The following is a 24,285-nucleotide window of genomic DNA, read 5'->3' as shown; positions in this document are numbered from 1 at the left end:
CGGGTCCCACTGGGGAACCCGACCATTTCCGCTCACGATGCGGGCACGCGCGCTACTTTGCGAGCCACCCCAGGAGCACCTCGTTCACCTCGGCGGTGTGCGTGGTGAGCAGGCCGTGCGGGGCGCCCTCGATCTCGACGTACTCCGCCGCGGGCAGTGCCTTGGTGAAGCGTCGGCCGGTGGCGTCGATCGGCAGGATGTTGTCCGCCGTGCCGTGCACGATGAGCGCCGGGACGGTGACCTTCGGGATGTCCTGACGGAAGTCGGTCGGCCAGGTCAGCGGTGCCGCGGCGGACGCGATCGCACCCGACCCGGCAGCGACGTTCCACGCGTTCCGGACGGCCTCTTCCGAGATGCGGGAGCCGAGGTTCTCCGACAGGTTGAAGAAGTCCTGGTAGAAGTTCGTGAAGTACGCGTACCGGTCCTTCTTCACGTCGGCGGCGATGCCCTCGAAGAACGACATCGGGCCGGCGCCGTCGGGGTTGTCGTCGGTGATCGCCAGGAAGGGCTCGAGCGAGGCCAGGAACGCGACCTTCGCGATCCGGTCCTCGCCGTGGCGGCCGATGTACCGGGCGATCTCGCCGGTGCCCATCGAGAAGCCGACGAGGATCACGTCGTGCAGGTCGAGGGTCGTCAGGACCATGTGGAGGTCGTCGGCGAAGGTGTCGTAATCGTACCCGGTCGACGGCTGCGAGGACTGTCCGAACCCACGGCGGTCGTACGTGATCACGCGGTAGCCGGCGTCGAGCAGGGCCGGGACCTGACCCTCCCACGAGTTGCCGTCGAGCGGGAAGCCGTGGATCAGCACGATCGGCTGGCCGGTTCCCTTGTCCTCGTAGTGGAGTTCGATGTCGACGCTGTTCTCGGTCCCGACGGTGATGGCACCCATGGTCGTTCCTTCCCTGAACCTTGCGGAGAACGGTCGTTCTCCGTCGATGTGGCTTACACTAGAGAACGGTCGTTCCCGGCGCAAGTCGAGAACGGTGAACACGCAGCGAACGGGGTACGCCATGGCAACCAGCACGCTCCCGACCGTCGACCCCGACGTCCGGGCACACATCGTCGACGTCGCCGACCAGCTCTTCTACGCGCGCGGCATCCAGTCCGTCGGCATGGACGAGATCCGCACCGGCGCCGGGGTGTCGCTCAAGAAGCTCTACGCCGCGTTCCCCGGCAAGGAGCAGCTGATCGCCGCGGTCCTCGCCGGACGCCACGACGTCTGGGAACACGGAGTCCACGGCGCGGTCGACACCGCCACCACCCCGCGTAACAAGCTGCTCGCGGTCTACGACTTCCTCGAGTCGTGGTTCGGCGACGACACCTTCCGCGGCTGCGGGTTCATCAACGCGTTCGGCGAGCTCGGGGCGACCTCCCCCGCCGTCGCCGAGATCGCCCGTGCCCACAAGGACTCGTTCCAGCGCTTCGTGCAGGACCTCGCGGCCTCGGTCGTCCGCGACCCCGCCACCGCCGAGGAACTCGCCGCCCAGCTCGCCCTCCTCGCCGAGGGGGCGCAGACCACCGCCGCGATCGCCGGGTCGACGACGCCGGCGCGGCACGCGCGGCGGGCAGCCGAGACCCTCATCGACGCGGCGACGCGCGCCTGAGACGCGACCGACCGTCGGACGGGAGGCGCGGGTCGGGTCCGCACCGCGCCTCCCGTCCGACGGCGTCACCGGTCCGTAGGGTGGAGCGATGGCAACCCCGTTCGATGGACCGAGCACCCTTCCCTACGCCCTCCCGCCGTTCCGCGAGGTACGGCTCGAGCACTACCGCCCCGCGTTCGACGCCGGCATGGCCGAGCAGCGCACCGAGGTCGAGGCGATCGCCGCCTCCCCCGACGAACCCACCTTCGAGAACACGCTCGTGGCGCTCGAGCGCACCGGGCAGCTGCTCGCCCGCGTGAGCCACGTGTTCTTCACGCTGTCGTCGGCGGACTCGACGCCGGAGCTACACGACCTCGAGTCCGAGGTCTCCCCGCTCCTCGCCGCGCACCGCGACGCGATCACGCTCGACGGACGTCTGTACGCACGGGTGGCAGCGGTCCGCGATTCGCTCGACGACCGGGCCGACCTCACTGACGAGGACCGTCGGCTGGTCGAGCGGACGCACACCGAGATGACCCTCGCGGGCGCGGGGCTCGACGACGCCGGCAAGGAACGGCTCACCGCGATCAACCAGGAGCTCTCGACCCTCACGACGACCTTCGAGCGGAACCTGCTCGAGGACACGAACGACCTCGCCGTGCACGTGTCGGACGCTTCGGAACTGTCGGGCCTCGACGACGGCGCCAAGTCCGCCGCCGCCGCAGCCGCTGCCGACCGGGGGCTCGACGGCTGGCTCATCACACTGCCGCTCTACACCGGGCATCCGTGGCTGTCGTCGCTGGCCGACCGCGGGCTGCGTCGGCGGATCATGGAGGCGTCGCTCTCCCGTGGCCGTCGGGGCAACGAACACGACAACCGTGACGTCCTCCTGCGCATCGTCCGACTCCGGGCCGAGCGCGCCGAACTGCTCGGCTTCCCGAACCACGCCGCGGTCGTCACGGCCGACGAGACCGCCGGGACGCCCGAAGCCGTCGACGGTCTGCTGTCGTCCCTTGTGGGCGCGGCCGCTCGCAACGCCGACGACGAACGGGACGTCCGCGCCCGGGTGCTCGGTCACGAGGTCGAGTCGTGGGACTGGGCGTACGCGACCGAACTCCTGCGCGGTGAGCAGTTCGCGGCGGACAGCTCGGCGCTCCGCCCCTACTTCGAGGCCGACCGGGTGCTGCACGACGGCGTCTTCCACGCTGCCGGCGAGCTCTACGGGCTGACGTTCACCGAGCGCCCCGACCTGCACGGGTACAACGACGAGGTGCGGGTGTTCGAGGTGCGCGGCGCCTCCGGTGAGGAGGTCGGGCTCTACCTGCTCGACCTCTACACGCGGGACGGCAAGCGCGGCGGCGCGTGGATGAACCCCGTCGTGGAGCAGTCCGCGCTGCTCCGCACGCTGCCCGTCGTCGTGAACAACCTCAACGTCGCGAAGCCGGCCGCCGGATCGCCGACGCTCCTCATCCAGGACGAGGTCGAGACGCTCTTCCACGAGTTCGGGCACGCGCTGCACGGCCTCATCGCCCGCACCACCTACCCCCGCTTCTCGGGCACGAACGTGGAGCGGGACTTCGTCGAGTTCCCGTCGCAGGTGAACGAGATGTGGGTGTCGTGGCCGTCCGTCCTGGCGAACTACGCCAAGCACCACGAGACCGGGGCACCGCTGCCGCCGGAGCTCGTCCTGGGGCTCAGCGACTCCGCCGGCTTCAACGAGGGGTTCGCGACGACGGAGTACCTCGCCGCGGCACTGCTCGACCAGGCGTGGCACCGGCTCTCCGCTGCCTCGGCGGCTTCCGTGACCTCGGTCGAGGACTTCGAGCGGGCGGCTCTGGAATCCGCAGGCATCGCGGTCGAGGCCGTCCCGCCGCGGTACTCGTCGACGTACTTCGCGCACACGTTCTCGGGCGGGTACGACGCCGGGTACTACGGGTACATCTGGTCCGAGGTCCTCGATGCCGACACGGTGGAGTGGTTCCGCTCGAACGGTGGGCTCTCGCGCGCAGCGGGTGAGCGATTCGCGTCGAAGTTGCTCGGCGTCGGCGGGGCGAAGGACCCGCTCGAGGCGTACCGGGACTTCCGCGGGCGCGATGCCGAGGTGGGGCCGCTGTTGCGGCGCCGCGGGCTGGAGTAGGGCGGAGGCGCGCTGCGCGCGCGCACGCTGCGCGCCGCCCTGCGGCGCAAGCTGCCGGCGCACAACCAAAGTCGCCCCGAGCCGCGCGCATGCGCGGCTCGGGGCGACTTGCGCTGTGCGCAGCGCGCCGACGCGCAGCGTCGAACCACGAATCCGACATCGAACCACCACCGAAGGCCGGTTCGACGTCGGAAACGTGGTTCGAACGTGCGCCCGGCCCGCCGCCGCGCGAGACGCCAGCTCGCGCGGCGGCGCGCAGCGCGCGAAGCGAAGCGCAGCAAGCGCGCGCCGCGCGCCCTGCGCTACGCGGACTTCTCGACGCGCTTCGCCCTCGGCCGCGGGACGATCGTCGGCGCAGCGTTCTCGAGCACCGACTCGCGGGTGATCACGACGCGTGCGACATCGTCGTCCGACGGCACGTCGAACATCACCGGCCCGAGCACCTCTTCGAGGATCGCCCGGAGCCCACGAGCACCCGTCTGCCGCAACACCGCGAGGTCCGCGATCGCCTCGAGCGCACCCCGATCGAACTCGAGCTCCACCCCGTCGATCTGGAACATCCGCTGGTACTGCTTCACGAGCGCGTTCTTCGGCTCGGTCAGGATCTGCATGAGCGCCGACTGGTCGAGCTGCGACACCGTGGTCACGACGGGGAGACGCCCGATGAACTCCGGGATGAGCCCGAACTTGTGCAGGTCTTCCGGCAGGACGTCAGCGTAGAGGTCCTGCTGGTCGAGCGGGCTGTGCAGGGGTGCACCGAAGCCGATGCCCCGCTTGCCGACGCGCGACGAGACGATGTCCTCGAGTCCGGCGAACGCCCCCGCCACGATGAACAGCACGTTCGTCGTGTCGATCTGGATGAACTCCTGGTGCGGGTGCTTCCGACCGCCCTGCGGCGGGACCGAGGCGACCGTGCCCTCGAGGATCTTGAGGAGCGCCTGCTGCACGCCTTCGCCCGAGACGTCGCGCGTGATCGACGGGTTCTCGGCCTTGCGCGCGATCTTGTCGACCTCGTCGATGTAGATGATGCCGGTCTCGGCACGCTTCACGTCGTAGTCGGCCGCCTGGATGAGCTTGAGCAGGATGTTCTCGACGTCTTCGCCGACGTAGCCGGCCTCGGTCAGGGCGGTGGCGTCCGCGACGGCGAAGGGCACGTTGAGCCGCTTCGCGAGGGTCTGGGCGAGGTAGGTCTTGCCGCAGCCGGTCGGCCCGATGAGCAGGATGTTCGACTTCGCGATCTCGATGTCGTCGCGGTCTTCGGCTGCCGTGATCTGCCCCTGCGCGCGGATGCGCTTGTAGTGGTTGTAGACCGCCACCGCGAGGGAGCGCTTCGCCGGGTCCTGCCCGATGACGTACTCCTGCAGGAAGTCGAAGATCTCGCGCGGCTTGGGGAGCTCGAAGTCACCGCTGGCGGTGTCCTCGCCGGCTTCGGCCAGTCGCTCTTCGATGATCTCGTTGCACAACTCGACGCACTCGTCGCAGATGTACACCCCGGGACCGGCGATCAGCTGCTGGACCTGCTTCTGGCTCTTGCCGCAGAAGGAGCACTTGAGCAGGTCAGCGCTCTCTCCGATGCGTGCCATGTCGGTGCCCTCCTTGGTAGACCGATGCAGGTCGACGACCTGCCCGACTCATACCGAGCCTAATCGCAACCGGTGACACCGACCGCGACGCCGAGCCGGTTTCGACCGGCGCGTTCGCCCAGGGCGTTCGATCCTGCTACCGTGTGCACGACTTCTCTACAAGTTGTAGAACCGCAGTCGCGGGTCGGAGAACCCGCAGTCCCGGAAGGAACCCCATGTCCAAGCGCCTCGCCGTCGTCGGTACCGCGACCCTCGGCGTCACCGCTGCGATCGTCCTCGGCACCGCGGGTGTCGCCAGCGCCCACGTCTCGGCGACGGCCACCTCGACCGCGGCGAACTCGTACACGACCGCCACCTTCTCCGTCCCGCACGGCTGCGACGGCTCCCCCACGACGAAGATCGAGTTCCAGGTGCCGGAGTCCGTCATCGAGGTCACGCCGACCGTCAACCCGAACTGGACGATCACGAAGGCCACGGCGCCGTACACGAGCCCGTCGGCCTCCGCGGACGACGAGTCCGCCGAGGACGCGGGCGAACGCGTCACGAGCGTCACCTACACGGCGAAGACCCCGCTCCCCGCCGACGAGCGCGACACCTTCGCGCTGTCCTTCTCGCTCCCGGACGGCAAGCCCGGCGACCTCGTCGAGTTCCCGGCCCTGCAGACCTGCGAGAAGGGCTCGGTCGAGTGGAACCAGGAGCAGAAGGCCGGAGAATCCGAGCCCGAGCACCCCGCGCCCTCGATCACGCTGACCGCGGCCGGGGCCACCGACGACGACGGTGACCCCGTCGCCGCCACCCCCACGGCCGCAGCGGCAGCGGAGTCCACGCCCGCCGACCCCGACCTCGTCGGACGCTTCCTCGGCCTCGGCGGCCTGGTGCTCGGCGCAGCCGCCCTGGTCGTCGCCGTCGCCGGCACCCGCCGTCGGAGCGCCTCCAAGTGACGGAGCGCGACACCTCGACGAGGCGCGTCACGACGACGGACCGCGTCACGTCGACGGGGCGGTCACCGCGCCTCCGGCGGGCCTGGAGGCGCGGTGCCGGTGTGGCCGCCACCCTCGCCATCGCAGGCGGTGCGGTCCTCGGCCTGGCCGGCCCCGCCAGCGCGCACAACTACATGATCGCCTCGACCCCGAAGGTCGACGGCACGCTGACCGCGCTGCCGAAGGCCTTCGAGATCACGACGAACGACAAGCTGCTCGACATCGACGACACGAACTCGGGCTTCGCCTACCGGATCGTCGGCCCCGACGGGAAGTACTACGAGGACGGCTGCCTCGACGTGGACGGCCCCTCGATGACCACGACGCCCGCACTCGGCGCCTCGGGGAAGTACACCGTCGAGTGGCAGATCGTCTCCGCCGACGGGCACACCGTGTCCGACGAGTACCGCTTCACGTGGGACGCCCCCGCGGGGTTCACACCGTCGAAGGGCTCGTCCACCCCGCCCGTCTGCGCCACGGCCGGCAGCGCGGCGAGTGCCAGTGCCGACACCACGGGCACCGCCTCGGGCGACACCGACTCCACGACGTCCGACGCCCTCTGGATCGGTGCCGGCGGCGTCGTGCTCGTCGGGCTCGTCGTCGCGCTCCTGCTGCTCCTGCGTCGTCGCCCCGCCCCCGCGGCCGACGACACCACCGACGACTGACGGCACCACGGCACGACGAAGGCCCCGCACCGATCGGTGCGGGGCCTTCGTCGTGCGGGTCGCCGGTACTACTTGACGAGCGCCGGCAGGTTCTTGCGGCTCGTGAGGACCTGGTCGATCAGGCCGTACTCGAGCGCCTCTTCGGCGGACATGATCTTGTCGCGCTCGATGTCGTTGTTGACCTGCTCCGGCGTGCGGTTCGAGTGCTTCGACAGGGTCTCCTCGAGCCAGGTGCGCATGCGGAGGATCTCCGCTGCCTGGATCTCGATGTCGGAGGCCTGACCGCCGCCCTGCTGGACCGCCGGCTGGTGGATGAGCACGCGGGCGTTCGGGAGCGCCAGACGCTTGCCGGGGGTACCGGCAGCGAGGAGCACCGACGCCGCCGAGGCAGCCTGACCGAGGCAGACCGTCTGGATCTGCGGACGGATGTACTGCATCGTGTCGTAGATCGCCGTCATCGCGGTGAACGAGCCACCGGGCGAGTTGATGTACATCACGATGTCGCGGTCCGGGTCCATCGACTCGAGCACGAGCAGCTGGGCCATGACGTCGTCGGCCGACGCGTCGTCGACCTGGACGCCGAGGAACACGATGCGGTCCTCGAACAGCTTCGCGTACGGGTCCTGCCGCTTGTAGCCGTAGGCCGTGCGCTCTTCGAAGCTCGGCAGGATGTACCGATCAGTGGGGGCCGGGACGTTCTGCGCGCCACCGAGCATGGGGAGATGCATTCTCGTTTCCTTTTCTTCGGTGGGTGGGGTCAGGACTGGGCGTCGGGCTCGGCCGCGTCGGTGGGGGTCTCGCCGTCGCCGACGGTGCCACCACCGCCGATGACCTCGGTCGACGATGCACGGAGGTGGTCGACGAAGCCGTACTCGAGGGCTTCCTGCGCCGTGAACCAGTTGTCGCGGTCGTTGTCCTTGAGGATCTGCTCGATCGACTTGCCGGTCTGCTCCGCCGTGAGCTCGGCCATCCGCTGCTTCATGTCGAGGATGACCTTCGCCTGCGTCTGGATGTCGGCGGCGGTACCACCGAACCCACCCGACGGCTGGTGCAGGAGCACACGCGCGTTCGGGGTGATGTAGCGCTTGCCCGGGGTGCCCGACGAGAGCAGGAACTGCCCCATCGAGGCGGCGAGGCCGATGCCCACCGTGACGATGTCGTTCGGCACGAACTGCATCGTGTCGTAGATCGCCATACCGGCGGTGATCGAGCCACCGGGCGAGTTGATGTAGAGGTAGATGTCCTTCTCAGGGTCCTCGGCGGCGAGCATCAGCAGCTTGGCTGCGATCTCGTTCGAGTTGTCGTCGCGGACCTCGGAGCCGAGCCACACGATCCGGTCTCTCAGAAGGCGGTCAAAAACACTGGGGTTCAGTGTCGCTTCGGCCATGGAAAAGCTCCCGTTCAGTTGTCGCTTGTTGTCGAACTTATCGGGTGCAACGCACCACTTCTCGTCTGTTCGCTGTCGGCAATGCGGTGGTGCCGAAATACGGACGGGAGGCGCGGTGCCAGCTGGCACCGCGCCTCCCGTCCGTCGTGCTGGTGGCGTCGAGATCGTTACTCGGCGTCCTCCGCAGGCGTCTGCGCGACCCCCGCCGTGAAGGCGGAGAGGTCGACGTCGTCACCGTTGGTGTCCTTGACGGTCACCTTGGAGAGGACGGTCGCGACGGCCTTCGAGCGCGCGACCTCGCCGACCATGCCCGGGATCTGCCCGTTCTGGTCGATGACCTTGATGAACTCGCCCGGCTCCATGCCGTACTGCGCAGCGGCCTGGATGAGGTACTGCGTGAGCTCCTCCTGCGAGACCTGGATCTCTTCCTTCTCGGCGATCGAGTCGAGGAGGATCTGCGAGCGGAAGGCCTTCTCGCTGGACTCGGAGACCTCCTTGCGGTGCTCGTCGTCCTCGAGGCGGTTCTCCTGCTCGAGGTGGCGGTGCACCTCGTCCTCGATGAGCTGCTCCGAGATCGGGATGTCGACGTCCTCGATGAGCTTCTCGACGAGCTTGTCGCGGGCCGCGGCGCCCTGACCGAAGGTCTTGGACTTCGCGATCTGCTCCTTGAGGTCCGCCTTGAGCTCGTCGATCGTGTCGAACTGGCTGGCGATCTGCGCGAACTCGTCGTCGGCCTCGGGGAGCTCGCGCTCCTTGACGGCGGTGACGGTCACGGCGATCTGGGCGATCTCGCCTTCGCGGTCGCCACCGACGAGCTTCGACTCGAAGGTGGTGGACTCGCCGGCGGTGAGGGACTCGAGCGCTTCGTCGATGCCCTCGAGCAGGTCGCCGGAGCCGATCTCGTAGGAGACGCCGGTGGCCGAGTCGACCTCGTCGTCGCCGATGGTGGCGGTGAGGTCGATCTGGGCGAAGTCACCCGTCGTCGCCGGGCGGTCGACCGTGACGAGCGTACCGAAGCGGGTGCGCAGGTTCTGCAGCTCCTCTTCGATCTCGTCGTCCGAGACCTCGACCGCGTCGACGGTGAGCTCGTACTTGTCGTACTCCGGCAGGTCGAACTCGGGACGGACGTCCACCTCGAAGGTGAGGACGAGGTCGCCCGTGAAGTCCTTGACGTTCGGGAGCTCGGCGACGTCGGCCTCGGCACGACCGAGGATGCGCAGCTCCTGCTCCTCCACCGCCTGGCGGTAGAAGTTGTCGATGGCGTCGCCGACGGCGTGGTTCAGGACCTCGCCGCGGCCGACGCGCTGGTCGACGATCGCCGGCGGGACCTTGCCCTTGCGGAAGCCGGGGATGTTGATCTGCTCGGCGATGTGCTTGTACGCGTGGTCGATGCTCGGCTTGAGATCTTCCGGCGTCACGTTCACGGTGAGCTTGACGCGGGTGTCGCTCACCTTGTCGACGGTGCTGGTGGCCAAGGGATGTTCTCCTGTTGGTTGACGTTCGTGTGGTCCTGGTCGGGGCGACAGGATTTGAACCTGCGACCTCCCGCTCCCAAAGCGGGCGCTCTACCAAGCTGAGCTACGCCCCGTTTGACTGGGCCAGGGGTGTCCGCGCACGCCGGTAGGGCGCATGCGACGCCGATGAGTCTAGCGGTCCCCGGGCGCGCGGTTCCCGGTAGGTTCGGAGCCGTCTTCGGCGTCGTCCTGCGCGCGTCGTCGCAGGCCCGTCCGCCACCGCACGCCGACGACGACCTGCACGCCGAGCGCGGCCACCGCGAGCAGGACGCCGGCGACGATGCGCCACGCGTGCAGGAGCGCGTGCGCGGGCTGGGTCTGTGGGTCGCCGAACAGCTCCGGCCGCAACGAGAGGACGATCGCGGCGAGGACGACCAGCACGTAGGAGAGCACGCGCGAGCGCTTGATCCGCCGGGCATCCCGGTCGCTCGGCGGGAGCACGACCCGGGACGACACGGTACGTGGTGACATGTCGGTGCTCGTTCGTCCGCTACGATGGTCGGGCTGCGCCTGGTGCGCAGGCGCGGGGATGTAGCTCAATGGTAGAGCCCCAGTCTTCCAAACTGGCCACGCGGGTTCGATTCCCGTCATCCCCTCCCTTGTGGCTACTGGGAAGTAGGCCCGTACGGGCAGCGGACGTTCAGGCCAAACTCCTCGTCGGTGGTCGCATTTAGGCTGCGGCTATGGCGATAGATAAGCTCACTTTGGGCGACAGGCTCACGGGACATCTCGTTGACGGGGTCCCAGACACTCCTTTCCAGGCAGCGATTCTGGATCTATCGGAACAGCACGGCGTTCGACTCGAAGTCCCATACGTCAGTTACGACGAAGCCGGGCAGTTCAAACACGTGCAGGAGTGGTTCCGCGACGAGACCGCTCCCACGAACCTGGTGCTTCATACGGCCGACGGTCCCATCAGCTTCTTTGGCAACCGCTGGAACGGGCACTCCGAGAACATGGGTAGGAACGTGTCGCTCGGGAAGCTCAAGCCCGCGGAGACTGTGTTGGCGTCGCGAGATGGCGAGCTGGCCGATGAACTTCGGGTGCAGACCGTGCGCAGCCGCCTCGACGGACTCAACGAATGGACTCGCCTGTCAGCGACTACTGATGAGCGCGAGACGGATGACGAGCACCGAGTCCAAGCGGTGACCTACAAGCTCCGCTCGCCCGAGGAGGTGCAGTGGCGTCACTGCGACGCGACACTGACTCTCCGCGCCGAGTGGAGGGTGGAGGAGCGTACCGACGGCTACAACCGCGCGGTGGAGCTGTCGGACAACGTAGTTCTCGAGAGTCAATTCGATGACGGCCCTCGCTCGTTCTTCGACCACTTCGCAGAGCAACGCAAAGTCGCTTCGCTGCTCGTGTTCCTCTACGGGCGTCAGATCTCGTTCCGAGAGCACAAGGTTCAAGACGAACGGTTCGCGTCGAGGATGATGGACGGGAGGGTCTATCACCACCCATTCGTGGAACTCATCTCCGAACGAACCGTGCGCGAGCGATTCACACCTGCCCCTTCTCGTAAGGAGCTCGGACGAGCCATCGCTCATCTGCAGCAGATCGGGCCGGACGGGCTTTCCGAGTGGTCGACGCAGTACGACGCCTGGAGCCGCTTCATCCTTCCGAGCGCTGGAGTGTTGAGCCGGAAGCGGGCCTTCATCGAAGACCGGGTCATTTCGACGTCAATGAGCCTCGAAGCGGCAGGGGCGATGATCGGCGAACGGCCCGGGGAGAAGGAGACCTACGGGCGTGGCCGTCCATCCACCGCCACGAACATCTACAGGTGCTTGGACCTGCTGCAGGTCGACTGGGGCAAGCATGTGGTCAGCGATGTGGGGCTCGCTCGGGCGATCGCGAACAACTACAACGACGTCAAGCACGCGGACCGGGGTGACTTCCCCAACTCGGAGCACACGTACTTGGTCAGCTCGGTCAACAGCTTGCTCGTTCGGCTTCTAGCTCTTCACCTGACGGGTAAGGGCGACGAACTTCTCGAGCCCTACCGCAACGGTGACGAGCTCTGGGGCATTCGGCAGCGGTTCGAGAGCGTCGGGGTGCGAGTGACGGAGGAGGGCGTGTGGGATGAGGTGACGAGCGAGGATCGCGACCAACAGGTGGGTCGTGGTGGAAGTTGAATCGGGCACAGTCATCGTCGGCGGTAGGTGACACACTCTCACTGAGTCGCCAGAGGGGCGTTCACGAAGGTTGGAGCCAACATGACCGTACAGATCACACACGTCCGCTTCGGCGGGACGACGAAGACTGAGTCGAGCATCGTGAAGTACCGCTGGGTCAACCCCGCAAACGGTAAGACCGGCGACAACGACAAGTCCACGATGGTGGCTTTCCTCGAACAAAAGAACGCAACGGCCTATGTCGGTGTCGGTTCGACGCGTGTTCCTGTTGGGGTGGTTCGCCCCGAATCTGGGGCTCCGTACCTCCGCACCTACGCCGACGGCAAGTGGACGAACAACCTCGTCAACCTGCCGACGTTCTAGCCCGGCCAGCGGGCCGCAACTAACGCTTCAAAGCGGGCGATCTGGTCGTCGTAGTCGGTCGGATACAGGTGCCCATAGATGGTGTCATTCATGGAGACCGAGGCGTGCCCCATCCACCGCCTGGCCTCGTACGGCTTGAAGCCCGCGGCGAGCACGAGCGAGGCGTACGTGTGGCGCAGGTCTTGGAAGCGCATGTGCAGCAGACCAAACAGGCCGCGAGACCCGCAGACTAGGGCTATCGAGGGTAGGCTCTGAGCCATACTCTGCTTTGTGTGAACAAGCACGTTTCCTTCGCCGTCATGGCTATCGCGGCAGTCAGCATCGTGGCGAGCTCCGGCGCGTTCCCATCGGGTGCGGCTTCGGCCGCTCCAGAGCAGACACTTTCAGCAAGCGAGTCGACACCCACAGCGACGCCTAAGAAGTCGAAGCGGATCCAGAAAGCCGAGAAGCTGGTCCTCGCTGAACTGCCGGACGCGCCGATCTGGGAGGGTTTGACCGTCAACGGGGTCAAGGTCAGCAAGCGAGTGATCTGCGTGGACCGCACGTGGGCCCCTGGCGGCGGGCCCGACGACAAGGGCGGTAACGCCGGGTACGTCGTGGTCAAGTTCCCGAAGAAGAAGAAGACCGGCAAGGTCAAGCTCGGCGTCCCGCAGGACGGCCTGTGCGCCGACTACGCACCCGTGGCGGCGACGCCCGCAGCAAAGGTCGACGTGCCCAAAAAGCTCAAGAAGAAGAAGGGCCTCCTCGTCAGCACGAAGTTCGGTGACGAGTGGCCGCTGACGGTGCCGTACGCGGTCGTCCGATGCAAGATCATCACGGCGGGCGGGATGGACCTCAACGTCGTGACGCTCGACGCCCCGGACGGTACCCGCTACGCAGTCAACGGCACCGCGCAGGCCCACACCTCCTACCCGGAGATTGATCCGATCTGGGCACCCGACCCGAACGTTAGCGGCCTGAAGATCAACATTTCTCCGGTGATCGACGCTGGGCTGAAGCTCTGCAAGTAGGGAGAACCGCACCCCGTCAGGAAGCGACACCAACCGCGCTCCGCCGCCCCTACCCGAGCCGAACCGACGTGAACCACCGTAGCCCTCGTGAATGTCCGAAAATACGGGCGAGAACGGCCCAATGAGGGCCGGAACGGTTCACGTCGGTTTGTGCTGGTAATGAATGAGGGACGTTCTTCCAAACTGGCCACGCGGGTTCGATTCCCGTCATCCCCTCCGGTTCCCGTCCGGCTCAGGTCGTCTTCGTGAGTCCGTGCTCGGTCTTCTCCCAGTAGTGCGGGCGCGTGATCAGCTGCCAGAGGCCCTTGTACGCCGCGATCGAGTGCAGGACCCAGTAGAACGGGTTGAGCAGCGCCCACCCCATCAGGTCGAAGCGCGCACGCTTGTACGGCCCCATCATGGTGAGGTAGATCATCGTCGCGTTGCCGAGCAGGAAGTCGAGCACGCAGAGCCAGAGCACGGGCGTCGGGAACACCGGCGCCGTCCACGAGCTCGGGAGCACGAACGTCGCGATGGTGACGACGATCCCGGGCAGCATCCCGAGGAACGTCAGCGGCGTCCCCGCGATGAGCAGCGTGAACGCGGCGGCGCGGCGCACCCCGATCTCTCGGACGAGCGCGCGGGGTCGGCGGGCGTGCACGAGGGCGGTCTGCATGTAGCCCTTGATCCACCGCGACCGCTGCCGCACGAAGTTCGGGATCGACGTGTTCGCCTCCTCCATGGTCGTGGAGTTGACGACGGACACGCGGTAGCCCACGGCGGACGCACGGATCCCGAGGTCGGCGTCCTCGGTGACGTTGTAGGGGTCCCAGCCACCGAGCTCGCGCAGGAGCTCGGTGCGGAAGTGGTTCGAGGTGCCGCCGAGCGGGATCGGGAGGTTCCGGGCGTCCAGCCCGGCGAGCATGTAGTCGAACCAGTAGGAGTACTCGAGCGTGAACATCCGGGTGAGGGCGTTCTCGTCGGCGTTGAAGTAGCTCAGGGCAGCCTGCACGCACACGGTGTCGGCACCGGCGCGGCCGAACGACACGAAGACCTTCTTGAGCTGGTCCGGGTCGGGACGGTCCTCGGCGTCGTAGATCACGACGTACTCGCCGCGCGCGATGGCGAGTCCGACGTTGCACGCGCGGGGCTTCGTCTGCGGCGTGCCCGGGGGGACGATGACGACGCGCATCCACGGCGGCGGGCTCGCGTCGAGGACGGCCTGTCGCGTCTCGTGGTCCTCGGCCTCCACGAGCACGAGGACCTCGAGCCGGTCTTTCGGCCAGTCGAGCACTTCGAGGTTGCGCACCAGGTCGTGCACGATGTTCGCCTCGCGGAAGACGGGCACGAGCACGGTGTACGTCGGCAGGGTCGATTCGTCGAGCGCCTCGATGTCCGCGGTCGACACCTGCTCGACGAGGTCGAACCGCGCCCCGACCATCGACACCCAGAACTTGAAGACGATCCCGGCGAGGAAGCCGAGCGAGAGGACCGCCGTCGCGATCGCGGCCGTGGTGCCTGGGGCGAGGACGAGGCAGAGGACGAACACCAGCAGGGCCGCGGCACCGCCGACCTGCTGTCCGCGCGACAGCACCGTGCGTGCCGACATCGCCGGGTTCGTGCGGGCGAGGTCGTGCGCGGCGATGTCCGCGAGCTCGTCGTCCAGCTCCCACATGATGCGCTGGCGGACGACGGACTCGTCGACGGTCCGGAGCACGACGGGCTCGCCGAACTCCTCGGTCAGCGCCGCCCGCAGCACGTCGGGGTCCGACCGACCGCTGGTGAGCACGAGCACGCCGTCACGGACCCGGGCCGAGGCGACCCAGCCCTCGTCGACGTGCCGACGGACCGAGCACCGGTGGACGGGTCGCCAGTCGGTGTCCGCGCCGCGGTGACGCGGGGCCGCCGTGGGAGCGTCGGTCGGCACGAGCGCGGTCACGAGGCCACCGCCGCGACGAGGACGTGCATCCACTCGAGGACGACCTCGCGCTGGAACGCCGCTGCCCAGGCGAGCGGGATCTGCAGCGCCGCGAGCACGGTGATCAGCACGCTCGTGGTCCGGGTCGTCGCTCGGGGCAGGATCGCCACCGCGACCGCGAGCATCGTCACGAAGGTGTTGCCAGCGGTCGCAGCCGGGATCAGGCCGATCGCGTACCCGGCGAGGATCCCGGCGAACAGGACGAACACGATCGCGATCGCCCCCGGGCGGTGCACGAGGAGGGCGAGCAGGCACCCGGCCAGCACCATGGCACCGAGCAGGAGCCCGTCGAACGAGGTGAAGAGGTGGTCCAGGACCGCCAGACGCTGGGGGTCGAGGCTCACGGTGCGCCGGAGGGCCGCGAACGGATCCCGCAGGACGAGCAGGTCGAGGACGGCCACGGAGCCGAGGACCGCGACGCTCGGGAAGACGAGGACCATCGTGTTCGCGCGCCGGAGCCCGTGCTGCCCCTGCCGGGCCACCTCGAGCAGCGGGACCGTCACGGCTGCGACGACGACGTAGACGAGTCCCATCGGGTCGAGCAGCGTCGAGAGCATGAGCGACAGCCCGGCCCGGAAGCCAGCCTGCGTGTCGCCGTAGGACGAGAACCGCACCATGTCCGTCAGTGCGACGGCGAAGAGCGCGATGCCGAGGAAGGCCTGCAGGTCGTTCAGTGCCACGAACGCGTAGAGGGGGTTCGCCCCGAGCGCGATGGTGAACACGACGACCTTGCGCATCCGGACACCGCGCCGGAGCATCGCCTGTGCGAGGACCTGGAGGAAGACACCTGCCGCGACACCCCCGAGCACCGCGGCGCCGTGCACGCCGAACGGCAGGAACCGCAGCAGGACGCCGGAGAGCAGTGGGTAGAGCTGGCCGATCGCCTGGACCACTCCTCCGTCGAGCGCGGCGGTCGCCCGGTCCAGGGTGGCCTGGTTGCCGGTGGCAGCGAGCTGCGGAGTCGTCGCGGCGCCGACGGTGAGCAGTGCCACCGTCACGTAGGGCAGCGCGAAAGCCGCGCGGAGCAGCCAACGCGTCGTGGACGCAGGGAGCGGCCGGAGGGCGGCGCGGGAAACCGAACGCGCTGGCGTCGAGACGACGATGCGTCGGGGAACCGAGACGGTCATGCGTGCTCCTTCGGGTGAGCAGACGTACGAGCCCCTCCATCCCAGTGCACGGACCGTTCCGCCGACAGACCACGAATGGGGTACAAACTTGTCCTCATTACGGCCCACTTGTGACCCATCCGGGGGGAATTCCCCTTCCCGTCCACAATGCCGGGCATGGGCCATCGGCAAAGACTTGTTTGCAACGTACTGTTTGCAAACAAGTCTTTGCGGTGTACGGTGGAGCCATGACCGACGAGACCCGCATCCTCGACGTCGCCGCCCTCAAGGCGCTGGCGCACCCGCTCCGGGCGCGCCTGCTCGACCTGCTCTCCCAGAACGGCCCCTCGACCGCGACGTCGCTCGGCGCGAAGCTGGGCGAGTCGAGCGGCTCGACGAGCTACCACCTCCGGCAGCTCGAGCGCCACGGGTTCGTCCACGAGCTCCCCGACCGCGGCAACGCCCGCGAGCGCTGGTGGGAACGCACCGCCGGTCGGATCAGCATCGGCAGCCCCGACGAGGGCCCGGCCTCCCCCGCGCAGCAGACGGCGACGCAGCTCGCGAGCCTCGCCGTGATGGACGCCGAGAACGACCTGGTGCGCGAGTGGACCACCCGTGACCCCGACACCGTCCCGGCCGACTGGCGTGGCGTCTCGGGGTCGTCGACCTACGTGGCCCTGACGCCCGATGAGTACGGCGCGATGTGGCGGGAGTTCGAGGCCGTCATCGAGCGGTACCGCGCCATCCGCGGGCAGGCCGCCGATCTGCCCGAGGGCGTCCGTCGTGTGTTCGCCCAGGTCCGCAGCGTCCCGATCATCGACGAGGAGCCGACACCGTGACCACCTACCAGCCCCGCACGCTCCCGGTCCCGCCGATCTCGCCGGTCGAGGTCCTGACCAACCGACTCGGCACCGCGCTCGTCCGCTGGAGCCTCCGCCACGCCGAACGCCGTGCTCTCCGAGCCGTCACGGCCCGCGAACGCGCCCTCCGTCGCGCGCTCGGTGAGCGGGCCCCGGCGATCACGAGCACGACGACCGACCTGGTCGCGGCCGAGCTCCGTCGGCGCTGGTGACCCGGCCGTCTCGGGAAACCACCCAGAACTGGGGATGGGACGCCTGAGTCACCTCTTGCATACTTGAGCGTCCCTCGCCGCACCAAGGAGCTCAGTGTCGAACACCCGCCCGTCCACAAGTCCGATCGCCCGACGCGCTCGGCGTCGAGTACCGATCATCACGTGGCTCGGCATCGTGGGTACCGCCATCCTCGCCTTCGCCGGCTTGGCATCGACAGGGGTCTGGGGGATGCTGATGATGGTCGCCCTCATCGTGTTCCCCACGATGCTCTACGGTGTCACCTTCCGACGCTCGACGTGGCTGCGGATGCCACGGAAGCGCGCGACTGCTGCGATCGGTGCGGGCATCGCCTTGGCGGCGCTGATCGGGTCGACCTCTGCGTACGGCGCGACCCACCCGTTGCCGGAAGCACCGGCGCAGCTCGCCTCTGTGACGGCCCCGAGCTCAACGGCGCACACGAAGCCGACGAACTCCGCTACGCCGACATCCACGGTGACGCACACACCCACCCCCATGCCCACGCCGGTGGTGACGACGGAGACGGTGACCGAGACCTCACGGATCTCATTTGACTCCACCACAGTGGAGAGCTCGACCCTGGCTCGAGGCACGACGTCGGTCACGACGCCAGGGGTGCGCGGTGTCAATACAAAGACGTACGTTGTCACCTACACCGACGGTGTGGAGACCGGACGAGTCCTGAGGAGCGATCGGGTCACCACCCCACCGGTGACACAGGTCACCACGGTCGGAACCTACGTCGCCCCCGTCGCGCCGGCCGCACCCGAAGCACCGACATGCACGAACGGTAGCTACGTCAACACCGCAGGCACAACGGTCTGTCGCCCCGAAGTCGCTTCGAGCGCGCCTGCCGGCGCCACGGCCAAGTGTGGTGACGGCACGTACAGCTTCAGCCAGTCCCGACGAGGAACGTGCTCATCCCACGGCGGCGTCGCCGTCTGGCTGTGAGGCAGTACGGCTGACAGGGCCACCCCATGCCGCACAACGCCTAGAGCGCAGCCACCGGCTCCTCTTCGACTTCCTGCCGCAGCATCCGGTAGTGCCGCTCCCATCCGGGCGTACCTCGGCCGGCGGCGTGCAGCGCCGTCCTGACGGCGCCGAGCGCACGATCGAGCGCACCGAACTCGTCGTCGGCGACCACACCGATCGAGAAGGTGAGGGTGCCGGTCGTGAGGTCGGCGGTCAGATCCTGATCGTGGACGTCTTCAAGATCGAACAGCGCCTCGCCGATGACGTCGAAGTCCGTCGTGAGCTCGGCCCGGATGTCGTCCGCCGCTCCGAACAACATTGCGCACTCGACGCGTACGAGGTAGTTCGTCATGACGTTCTCCTGTCCCAGCAGTCTGTTCGCGCGAGCCGATACTTCAGATGCACAACGTACCAGGGGTTCGACGGCGTCATGTGGACCGTGTGCAGGTGCACACCACACGGGCAGTACGCCTTGTAGTACTTCCGCCCCTTCACGAAGCGCCACCCTCGCGCTTCGGCGGTGCGCATGACGTGCTCGATCTCCTTCTTGGGATGTCGTGGCCGTTCGACCATCGGCACCTCCCCTCCACTGCCTGCGACGGTAGGGAGCGAAGAGGAAGTGCCGAACGTCGGCGGGAGACATTGTGGAGCTGGTCCGTGACCGCCCACGCTGTGGAGGAGTGTCAGGGGCCCGCGAGCTCGAGGGTGATCGCCGGTTCGTCGCCCAGCTCGACACCCGCGCGACGACGTTCCGCTGCCCGGAGGGGCACGAGGTACCCGCCGTCCTTCGGGAAGAGCGAGGTCGTCCAGGTCACCGACCCGATCGTCACGCGGGCGGGGATCACGCCCCAGCCGTAGGTGAGCATCGGCGCGAGGTCGTGGATCACCTCGGCGGCGTCCGGCGGCACGACGGCGTAGAAGAACGGCGCCGGACCGCGCCACTCGATGACCTCGCCGGTGAACTGGAGCTCCACGTCGCGATCGTACGGCGGTCCGCATGCGGACGGGCGGGTTCGGCCGCGTTCGTGGCCGTTCCGGTTCACGGTTCCCGGGTTCCGCGAACCAGAACGGTCTGCGCGCACGTGCAGATCCTGCTCCAGCGACTGCGGCCAGGACCACCGTGGTGCTGGCCTCTCTTCAGCTCACTCCCGTGACATCCGGACCGTCGCGGTACTTCCGGCGATCGTGACCGGGAAACTGATCTCGCTGTCCTCGTAGGAGAAGTCCTTCGTGGCATCGGTTGATGCAAGCAGGGCAGACTCGGTGGCGGCCTCGTCGCGGGTCGAGGTCCAGACGTAGGGCGACGAGTCGTCCGATGGCGGGGTGAAGCTGCCTGCCCAGAACAGGGATGTCGTGTCGCCCCCGTTGGTCACGAAGTTCGCCGTGATCGTGTTCGCGGTGATGGTGGCCGTCATCCAACCGTCAGCACTCGCGGAGTTGTTCTGCTTCCACTCCCCGGCGAGCTCGGGAGGATTGATCGCCTCTGGCGTCGGGGAAGGTGTCGGGGAGGACGTGCCTGTCGCGCGGACCGCCTCGGGGGTCTTCTCGGACGTCGAGAGGGTCGAACAGCCGGCCAGGAGGACGACGATGGCTCCTGCAGCCGCGACGGCGACGAGCGCCTTCTTCGGGATCATGGTGATGCGGTCTCTCGTTGGTGAGCCTCTGTCGAAGCTTCGGGTTCGCTCACGATAGCGACGCCGCGCATCCAAACCCGACCGAACCTCCCCTTCTGGGGGCGAGAGATGCGGTGATCCGCAATGGAGGAGGCGAGGGACGGGACGGACGCGCCCCGCGCCTCCTGGACCGTGCCGAGGAGACGCGGGGCGCGAGCCGCCGCACCGGACTCGACCTCAGTGGTAGGACGCGGCCTGCCCGTAGAGCACCTGCGTCATCGACGACACGTACGACGAGACGTCACCGTCCGGCAGGTTGTACGTCATGAAGACGCCGTACCCGTCGGCCTTCGTGCGCTGTGCGAGCGACACTGCGGTGGACTGCGCCGTGTTCTGGATGTCCACCGCGGCGGCGGACAGCTTCGCCTTCCCGAGGCCCGGGATCGACGGCGCCGAGTAGGTGCCGTAGTACGGGTTCCAGGCGTAGTCGAGCTTCGAGCCGATGGTGCTGCTCGACGACGAGAGCGACGACGACGCCGGGCCGATGTCGTAGAACGAGATGAGCTTGCCGGGCATCTGGGCACGGAGCGCGGTGATGAGCCAGCCGATCGACTGCTGGTTCGGCTGCGGCGTGCCGTTCGCGCCGTAGTCCGAGTACTCGTCGTCGAGGTCGACCCCGTCGAGGCCGTACTTCGTGACCGTGGCGGTGACCTGGGACGCGAAGTCCGCGGCGGCTGCCTGGGTCGGGAAGTTGGCGATCCCGGCGCCCTGGTGGTTGCCGAGGATCGACAGCGAGACCTTGATGCCCTTGGCCTGCAGCGGCTTGATCTGCGTCGCCGCATCGTCGAGCGTCGCCTGCACCTTGTCGTTGTTGTACAGGACGGCCTTCGAGCCGTTCCAGTTGATGTTCGCGGCGAAGATGATCGCCACGTCGAACGCGTTCGCCCCGTTCGCCAGCTGGTAACGGCCGACGTTCGCGAGCTGGTCGTTGTTGACCTCCACGTACGCGATGCTCGTGGGCCCGGACTTCGTCGCGCTGGTCGCAGACGCGGTTGCTCGCGCCGGGTCAGCCGACGCTGCGGACGGCACGAGTGGTGCCGCCACCATCGCGGCGATGGCCGCCACGATGCCGAACTTCATCGTCTTCTTCATCACATTCCTCCTTGAATGGGTCGGTCGTTCAGTTGTGTGGGAAGCGGAAGGTCCGTACCTCGTAGGCGTCGATGGCGAACGAGGTTGCGTCCGTCTGGGTCAGCGGCTCCTCGAGCAAGGTGACCTCCGCCCCCGGACCGAACGGCCCGTCGACCACGATCCCGCCGGTCCCCCGCTGCCCGGACGGCTCGTACACCCGCACGACCAGGTCGCCGGACCGGTCGTCGGCGAGCTTGACGCTCGACAGCACGACGTCCCCGGAGACCTGCACGAGCGGGTCGAACCCGTGCCCACCGGTGGTCACCCGTGCAGCGGCGTTCATGACCACGCCGGCCGCCGTCGCCCCGAGCTGGTCGGTGCCGATGACGATCCCGTACCGGTGCGTCTGCACGCCCTGGTCGGTCTCGGGGTCGGGGAACCGCGGTGCCCGCAGCAGTGAGAGCCGCACGGTGGTGGTCACGTGCCCGTCGACGGCGTCGCGCGTGGTGTCGAACCCGTGGATCGAGTCGTTCACGAGGGCGACGCCGAAGCCCGGCTCGGACACGAGCACGTAGCGGTGCATCGAGGTCTCGAACTTCGCGGCCTCCCACGAGGTGTTCGTGTGCGTCACCCGCTTCTGCGCCCCGAACTGCGTCTCGGCGACGGTGTGCTCGGCGCGGACGTCGAGCGGGAACGCGACCTTGAGGAACTTCTCGGTCTCGTGCCAGTCGGTCATCTGGTCGAACTCGAGGGTGCGGGAGTCCGGCGCGAGCACGAGCTCCTGCCGGACCGTCGAGTCGCCGAACGCCCGCTCGACGACGACGCGCGCGACGCCGTCAGCGTCGACCGAACCGTGCAGCCCGGTGACCGACACGAGGTCCTCGACCCGGTTCCGGTAGTACCGGTCGACGTCCCACGCGTCCCACATGTTCGGGAAGTCCTGGTGCAGCTGCAGCAGGTTCGCCGCCTGCCCGGAAGCGATCGCCTCACGCCCGGTCGCCCGGTCGACGGCGCTCGTCACGAGCCCCTGCGCGTCGACGACGACCCGGACGAGGTCGTTGGCGAGCACGTACCCGCCGTCCTCCTCGGTCAGTCCCACGGCGGTCGGCTCCGGCACGTCGGTCGCCAGGACCGCGCCCTGCGCGGGTGCGCCGGCCTGGAGGAACGGGGCCGGGTTCACGACGACGGCCGCGTCCCCGGTACCGGCGAGCGCCGACAGCGCCTGGTCGATGATCGCGGTCAGGGCGCGGTCCGTCTCGGCGTACTTCGCGACCGCTTCGCGGTGCACCCACGCGATCGAGGTCCCCGGCAGGATGTCGTGGAACTGCTGGAGCAGGACCTGCTGCCAGAGCGCGTCGAGCTCGTCGTACGGGTACTCGTACTCGGTCCGGGCCGCGGCGGTCGTGGCCCAGAGCTCGGCCTCGATGAGGAGCTGCTCGGAACGGCGGTTGCCCTGCTTCGTGCCGTGCTGGCTGGTCAGGGTCGCACGGTGCAGCTCGAGGTAGAGCTCCCCCACCCACACCGGCGGGTCGGTCAGCTCGGACTTCGCCCGGTCGAAGAACGTGTCCGGGTGCTCCCAGCGGACCTTCGCGCTCCCCTCGAGGTCGGCGAGGCGCTTCGCCGTGCCGGTCATCTCGCGGGTCGTACCGCCGCCGCCGTCGCCCCAGCCGACCGGCGCGATCGACCCCGAGGCGAGCCGGTTCTCGCGGAACTGCCGGGAGGCCTTCGCGACCTCGCTGCCGGACAGCCGCGAGTTGTAGGTGTCCATCGACGGGAAGTGCGAGAACACCCGCGACCCGTCGATGCCCTCCCAGAGGAAGGTGTGGTGCGGGAACTTGTTCACCTGGTTCCACGAGATCTTCTGCGTGAAGAACCACTCGAAGCCCGCGCGACGCATGAGCTGCGGCAGTGCCGGGGAGTACCCGAAGCTGTCCGGCAGCCAGACGCCCTTCGGCCGGATCCCGAACTCGCGCTCGAAGAACCGCTGCCCCTGCGAGAACTGGCGGACGATGCTCTCGCCCGTCGGCATCACGGTGTCGGACTCGACCCACATGCCGCCGATCGGCAGGAAGCGTCCGGCCGCCACGGCGGCCTTGACCCGGGCGTAGACCTCGGGCCGGTGCTCCTTGATCCACGCGTACTGCTGCGCGCTCGACATGCCGTACAGGAAGTCGTCGGTCTGGTCGATGAGCTCGGTCATCGTCGAGGTGGTGCGGGCGACCTTGCGGATCGTCTCGCGGACCGGCCAGAGCCAGGCGGAGTCGATGTGCGCGTGCCCGACGGCGGAGATCGTGTGGGCGGAGGCATCGGCGGGCGCGGCGAGGACGTCCGCGAGGGCCGCTCGGGCCTCGGGGGCGGTCGCGGCGATGTGCTGCAGGTCGAGCCGGTCGAGGGCGTCGTCGAGCGCCTGCAGGATCCGCATCCGCCGCGGCCCCTCCGGGAGCTCGGCCTGCAGTTCGAGCAGGACGTCGATGTCGAGCGCGAGTTCGTGCACCTCGGACTCGAAGACGGCGAGGTCCATCCGGCGACTCGTGTAGAGGCGCGTCGACGACGAGGTCTGGACGTCGCCCTCCTGCGTCGGGAGGAAGGGGTGGTAGTCGAGCAGGACGGGGTTCGACGCCGCCTCGACGAAGAGCTCGACGGTCTCGCCGCCGACGGCCTGCTCCGCGACGAGCACCCACTGGTTCCGGGGGTTGATCGACTTCACGGGCGTGCCGTCCGCGCGGTAGACGAGTCCCTCGCACTGGAACCCCGGCATGTTCTTGTCGAAGCCGAGGTCGACGACGGCCTCCACACGGCGGCCGGCCCACTCGTCCGGCACGGTCCCGGTCAGCCGGAACCACGTCGTCCCCCACGCGGCACCCCACGTCGTGCCCACCTCGTACGGCGTGAACTCGAGCGCGAGCCCGGCGGCGGGCGCGATCGGCTCCCCCGGCAGCTCGTGCCACGCGGTGTCGAGCGGCGTCGCGGTGGCGTGCACCGCCGGCAGGATGCGTTCGTCGAGGACGCGTCGCGCCCGGCCGGTGGTGAGGGGGATGTCGTCGTGCATGGAGACCTTCCT

At 68.3% G+C, this 24,285-nt stretch carries 25 protein-coding genes and 2 tRNA genes; 11 read left to right on the top strand and 16 right to left on the bottom strand.

Annotation, left to right across the window (positions count from 1 at the left end):
• Positions 1-52: 52 nt before the first annotated feature.
• Entirely contained in the window at positions 53-889 is an 837-nt protein-coding gene (locus QE359_RS09970) for an alpha/beta hydrolase (protein WP_309779033.1), read from the bottom strand.
• A 121-nt stretch (positions 890-1,010) separates the two neighbouring features.
• On the opposite strand from QE359_RS09970, the gene QE359_RS09965 reads away from it, so the two are divergent.
• Positions 1,011-1,604 (top strand): helix-turn-helix domain-containing protein, encoded by a 594-nt coding sequence (locus QE359_RS09965; RefSeq protein ID WP_309779032.1) that lies wholly within the window; start codon positions 1,011-1,013, stop codon positions 1,602-1,604.
• An 88-nt stretch (positions 1,605-1,692) separates the two neighbouring features.
• Entirely contained in the window at positions 1,693-3,720 is a 2,028-nt protein-coding gene (locus tag QE359_RS09960) for a M3 family metallopeptidase (RefSeq protein WP_309779031.1), read from the top strand.
• A 302-nt stretch (positions 3,721-4,022) separates the two neighbouring features.
• Here the strand turns inward: QE359_RS09960 and clpX are convergent, their stop codons facing one another.
• The gene (gene clpX / locus QE359_RS09955) at positions 4,023-5,303 is read right to left on the bottom strand and encodes an ATP-dependent Clp protease ATP-binding subunit ClpX (protein WP_022907244.1); all 1,281 of its coding nucleotides are present in this window, start codon (positions 5,301-5,303) and stop codon (positions 4,023-4,025) included.
• A 215-nt stretch (positions 5,304-5,518) separates the two neighbouring features.
• On the opposite strand from clpX, the gene QE359_RS09950 reads away from it, so the two are divergent.
• Complete coding sequence (locus QE359_RS09950; RefSeq protein ID WP_309779030.1) at positions 5,519-6,244, top strand: YcnI family protein; 726 nt, start codon at positions 5,519-5,521, stop codon at positions 6,242-6,244.
• Between the two features lie 101 nt (positions 6,245-6,345).
• Complete coding sequence (locus tag QE359_RS09945; protein ID WP_309779029.1) at positions 6,346-6,948, top strand: copper resistance protein CopC; 603 nt, start codon at positions 6,346-6,348, stop codon at positions 6,946-6,948.
• Positions 6,949-7,016: 68 nt separating this feature from the next.
• Here the strand turns inward: QE359_RS09945 and QE359_RS09940 are convergent, their stop codons facing one another.
• The 5 genes from QE359_RS09940 to QE359_RS09920 all read right to left on the bottom strand — a co-directional run bounded on the left by QE359_RS09940 (position 7,017) and on the right by QE359_RS09920 (position 10,320).
• The gene (locus QE359_RS09940) at positions 7,017-7,676 is read right to left on the bottom strand and encodes an ATP-dependent Clp protease proteolytic subunit (protein WP_070416572.1); all 660 of its coding nucleotides are present in this window, start codon (positions 7,674-7,676) and stop codon (positions 7,017-7,019) included.
• Positions 7,677-7,705: 29 nt separating this feature from the next.
• Positions 7,706-8,335: an ATP-dependent Clp protease proteolytic subunit gene (locus QE359_RS09935; protein WP_070416573.1), complete on the bottom strand. Its 630-nt coding sequence runs from the start codon at positions 8,333-8,335 to the stop codon at positions 7,706-7,708.
• A 167-nt stretch (positions 8,336-8,502) separates the two neighbouring features.
• Positions 8,503-9,810, bottom strand: coding sequence for a trigger factor (gene tig, locus QE359_RS09930; protein ID WP_309779028.1), 1,308 nt, complete (start codon positions 9,808-9,810; stop codon positions 8,503-8,505).
• 36 nt (positions 9,811-9,846) lie between these two features.
• Positions 9,847-9,923 (bottom strand) — tRNA-Pro (locus tag QE359_RS09925).
• 58 nt (positions 9,924-9,981) lie between these two features.
• Positions 9,982-10,320: a hypothetical protein gene (locus QE359_RS09920; RefSeq protein WP_309779027.1), complete on the bottom strand. Its 339-nt coding sequence runs from the start codon at positions 10,318-10,320 to the stop codon at positions 9,982-9,984.
• Between the two features lie 54 nt (positions 10,321-10,374).
• Here QE359_RS09920 and QE359_RS09915 point away from each other — a divergent pair.
• From QE359_RS09915 to QE359_RS09905, 3 genes are all read left to right on the top strand, one after another.
• Positions 10,375-10,445, top strand: a tRNA-Gly gene (locus QE359_RS09915).
• 87 nt (positions 10,446-10,532) lie between these two features.
• Positions 10,533-11,981 carry a hypothetical protein gene (locus tag QE359_RS09910; protein WP_309779026.1) on the top strand — a complete coding sequence of 483 codons (1,449 nt, stop codon included), beginning with the start codon at positions 10,533-10,535 and terminating at the stop codon, positions 11,979-11,981.
• Positions 11,982-12,062: 81 nt separating this feature from the next.
• A complete protein-coding gene (locus QE359_RS09905) occupies positions 12,063-12,344 on the top strand; it encodes a DUF3892 domain-containing protein (protein WP_309779025.1) in 282 nt (93 codons plus the stop codon).
• Here QE359_RS09905 and QE359_RS09900 read toward each other — a convergent pair.
• A complete protein-coding gene (locus QE359_RS09900) occupies positions 12,341-12,538 on the bottom strand; it encodes a hypothetical protein (RefSeq protein WP_309779024.1) in 198 nt (65 codons plus the stop codon). The two genes, QE359_RS09905 and QE359_RS09900, sit on opposite strands and share 4 nt — an antisense overlap.
• A 78-nt stretch (positions 12,539-12,616) precedes the next feature.
• Here QE359_RS09900 and QE359_RS09895 point away from each other — a divergent pair, with 78 nt between their 5' ends.
• Entirely contained in the window at positions 12,617-13,354 is a 738-nt protein-coding gene (locus tag QE359_RS09895; protein WP_309779023.1) for a DUF2511 domain-containing protein, read from the top strand.
• Between the two features lie 232 nt (positions 13,355-13,586).
• Here QE359_RS09895 and QE359_RS09890 read toward each other — a convergent pair whose 3' ends face one another.
• Both QE359_RS09890 and QE359_RS09885 read right to left on the bottom strand, forming a co-directional pair.
• Entirely contained in the window at positions 13,587-15,272 is a 1,686-nt protein-coding gene (locus QE359_RS09890) for a glycosyltransferase (protein WP_309779022.1), read from the bottom strand.
• Positions 15,269-16,438, bottom strand: a complete 1,170-nt coding sequence (locus QE359_RS09885; RefSeq protein ID WP_309779021.1) for a hypothetical protein — start codon at positions 16,436-16,438, stop codon at positions 15,269-15,271. Before QE359_RS09885 ends, QE359_RS09890 begins: the two co-directional genes overlap by 4 nt.
• A gap of 227 nt (positions 16,439-16,665) precedes the next feature.
• Here QE359_RS09885 and QE359_RS09880 point away from each other — a divergent pair, with 227 nt between their 5' ends.
• Both QE359_RS09880 and QE359_RS09875 read left to right on the top strand, forming a co-directional pair.
• Entirely contained in the window at positions 16,666-17,256 is a 591-nt protein-coding gene (locus tag QE359_RS09880; protein ID WP_071295888.1) for a transcriptional regulator, read from the top strand.
• Positions 17,253-17,489, top strand: coding sequence for a hypothetical protein (locus tag QE359_RS09875; protein WP_309779020.1), 237 nt, complete (start codon positions 17,253-17,255; stop codon positions 17,487-17,489). The genes QE359_RS09880 and QE359_RS09875 overlap by 4 nt, the downstream gene beginning before the upstream one ends.
• A gap of 270 nt (positions 17,490-17,759) precedes the next feature.
• Here the strand turns inward: QE359_RS09875 and QE359_RS09870 are convergent, their stop codons facing one another.
• Positions 17,760-18,113: a hypothetical protein gene (locus tag QE359_RS09870; RefSeq protein WP_309780477.1), complete on the bottom strand. Its 354-nt coding sequence runs from the start codon at positions 18,111-18,113 to the stop codon at positions 17,760-17,762.
• On the opposite strand from QE359_RS09870, the gene QE359_RS09865 reads away from it, so the two are divergent.
• On the top strand, positions 18,004-18,459 hold the full coding sequence (locus QE359_RS09865; protein ID WP_309780418.1) for a DUF3761 domain-containing protein: 456 nt from the start codon (positions 18,004-18,006) through the stop codon (positions 18,457-18,459). The genes QE359_RS09870 and QE359_RS09865 overlap by 110 nt on opposite strands.
• A gap of 40 nt (positions 18,460-18,499) precedes the next feature.
• Here QE359_RS09865 and QE359_RS09860 read toward each other — a convergent pair whose 3' ends face one another.
• From QE359_RS09860 to QE359_RS09840, 5 genes are all read right to left on the bottom strand, one after another.
• Positions 18,500-18,832: a hypothetical protein gene (locus tag QE359_RS09860; protein ID WP_309779019.1), complete on the bottom strand. Its 333-nt coding sequence runs from the start codon at positions 18,830-18,832 to the stop codon at positions 18,500-18,502.
• 331 nt (positions 18,833-19,163) lie between these two features.
• Positions 19,164-19,454 carry a DUF1905 domain-containing protein gene (locus QE359_RS09855; protein ID WP_070416579.1) on the bottom strand — a complete coding sequence of 97 codons (291 nt, stop codon included), beginning with the start codon at positions 19,452-19,454 and terminating at the stop codon, positions 19,164-19,166.
• A 168-nt stretch (positions 19,455-19,622) separates the two neighbouring features.
• Positions 19,623-20,114, bottom strand: a complete 492-nt coding sequence (locus tag QE359_RS09850) for a hypothetical protein (RefSeq protein ID WP_309779018.1) — start codon at positions 20,112-20,114, stop codon at positions 19,623-19,625.
• A 216-nt stretch (positions 20,115-20,330) separates the two neighbouring features.
• Positions 20,331-21,245 (bottom strand): endo-beta-N-acetylglucosaminidase H, encoded by a 915-nt coding sequence (locus tag QE359_RS09845; protein ID WP_309779017.1) that lies wholly within the window; start codon positions 21,243-21,245, stop codon positions 20,331-20,333.
• A 28-nt stretch (positions 21,246-21,273) separates the two neighbouring features.
• Positions 21,274-24,273 carry a glycoside hydrolase family 38 C-terminal domain-containing protein gene (locus QE359_RS09840; RefSeq protein ID WP_309779016.1) on the bottom strand — a complete coding sequence of 1,000 codons (3,000 nt, stop codon included), beginning with the start codon at positions 24,271-24,273 and terminating at the stop codon, positions 21,274-21,276.
• Positions 24,274-24,285 lie beyond the last annotated feature (12 nt).

The sequence above is a fragment of the Curtobacterium sp. SORGH_AS_0776 genome (genome assembly GCF_031453355.1).
Lineage (GTDB): Bacteria > Actinomycetota > Actinomycetes > Actinomycetales > Microbacteriaceae > Curtobacterium.
Note: the sequence above shows the minus strand (reverse complement) of the source record. Positions and strands in the feature narration are given on the sequence as shown.

Bases quoted from the DNA above. Each gene is read 5' to 3' on its own strand.
- QE359_RS09970 (WP_309779033.1), bottom strand. From the start codon at position 889: ATGGGTGCCATCACCGTCGGGACCGAGAACAGCGTCGACATCGAACTC.
- QE359_RS09965 (WP_309779032.1), top strand. From the start codon at position 1,011: ATGGCAACCAGCACGCTCCCGACCGTCGACCCCGACGTCCGGGCACAC.
- QE359_RS09960 (WP_309779031.1), top strand. From the start codon at position 1,693: ATGGCAACCCCGTTCGATGGACCGAGCACCCTTCCCTACGCCCTCCCG.
- clpX (WP_022907244.1), bottom strand. From the start codon at position 5,303: ATGGCACGCATCGGAGAGAGCGCTGACCTGCTCAAGTGCTCCTTCTGC.
- QE359_RS09950 (WP_309779030.1), top strand. From the start codon at position 5,519: ATGTCCAAGCGCCTCGCCGTCGTCGGTACCGCGACCCTCGGCGTCACC.
- QE359_RS09940 (WP_070416572.1), bottom strand. From the start codon at position 7,676: ATGCATCTCCCCATGCTCGGTGGCGCGCAGAACGTCCCGGCCCCCACT.
- QE359_RS09935 (WP_070416573.1), bottom strand. From the start codon at position 8,335: ATGGCCGAAGCGACACTGAACCCCAGTGTTTTTGACCGCCTTCTGAGA.
- QE359_RS09920 (WP_309779027.1), bottom strand. From the start codon at position 10,320: ATGTCACCACGTACCGTGTCGTCCCGGGTCGTGCTCCCGCCGAGCGAC.
- QE359_RS09910 (WP_309779026.1), top strand. From the start codon at position 10,533: ATGGCGATAGATAAGCTCACTTTGGGCGACAGGCTCACGGGACATCTC.
- QE359_RS09905 (WP_309779025.1), top strand. From the start codon at position 12,063: ATGACCGTACAGATCACACACGTCCGCTTCGGCGGGACGACGAAGACT.
- QE359_RS09900 (WP_309779024.1), bottom strand. From the start codon at position 12,538: ATGCGCTTCCAAGACCTGCGCCACACGTACGCCTCGCTCGTGCTCGCC.
- QE359_RS09885 (WP_309779021.1), bottom strand. From the start codon at position 16,438: ATGACCGTCTCGGTTCCCCGACGCATCGTCGTCTCGACGCCAGCGCGT.
- QE359_RS09880 (WP_071295888.1), top strand. From the start codon at position 16,666: ATGACCGACGAGACCCGCATCCTCGACGTCGCCGCCCTCAAGGCGCTG.
- QE359_RS09865 (WP_309780418.1), top strand. From the start codon at position 18,004: ATGCCCACGCCGGTGGTGACGACGGAGACGGTGACCGAGACCTCACGG.
- QE359_RS09860 (WP_309779019.1), bottom strand. From the start codon at position 18,832: ATGACGAACTACCTCGTACGCGTCGAGTGCGCAATGTTGTTCGGAGCG.
- QE359_RS09850 (WP_309779018.1), bottom strand. From the start codon at position 20,114: ATGATCCCGAAGAAGGCGCTCGTCGCCGTCGCGGCTGCAGGAGCCATC.
- QE359_RS09845 (WP_309779017.1), bottom strand. From the start codon at position 21,245: ATGAAGAAGACGATGAAGTTCGGCATCGTGGCGGCCATCGCCGCGATG.
- QE359_RS09840 (WP_309779016.1), bottom strand. From the start codon at position 24,273: ATGCACGACGACATCCCCCTCACCACCGGCCGGGCGCGACGCGTCCTC.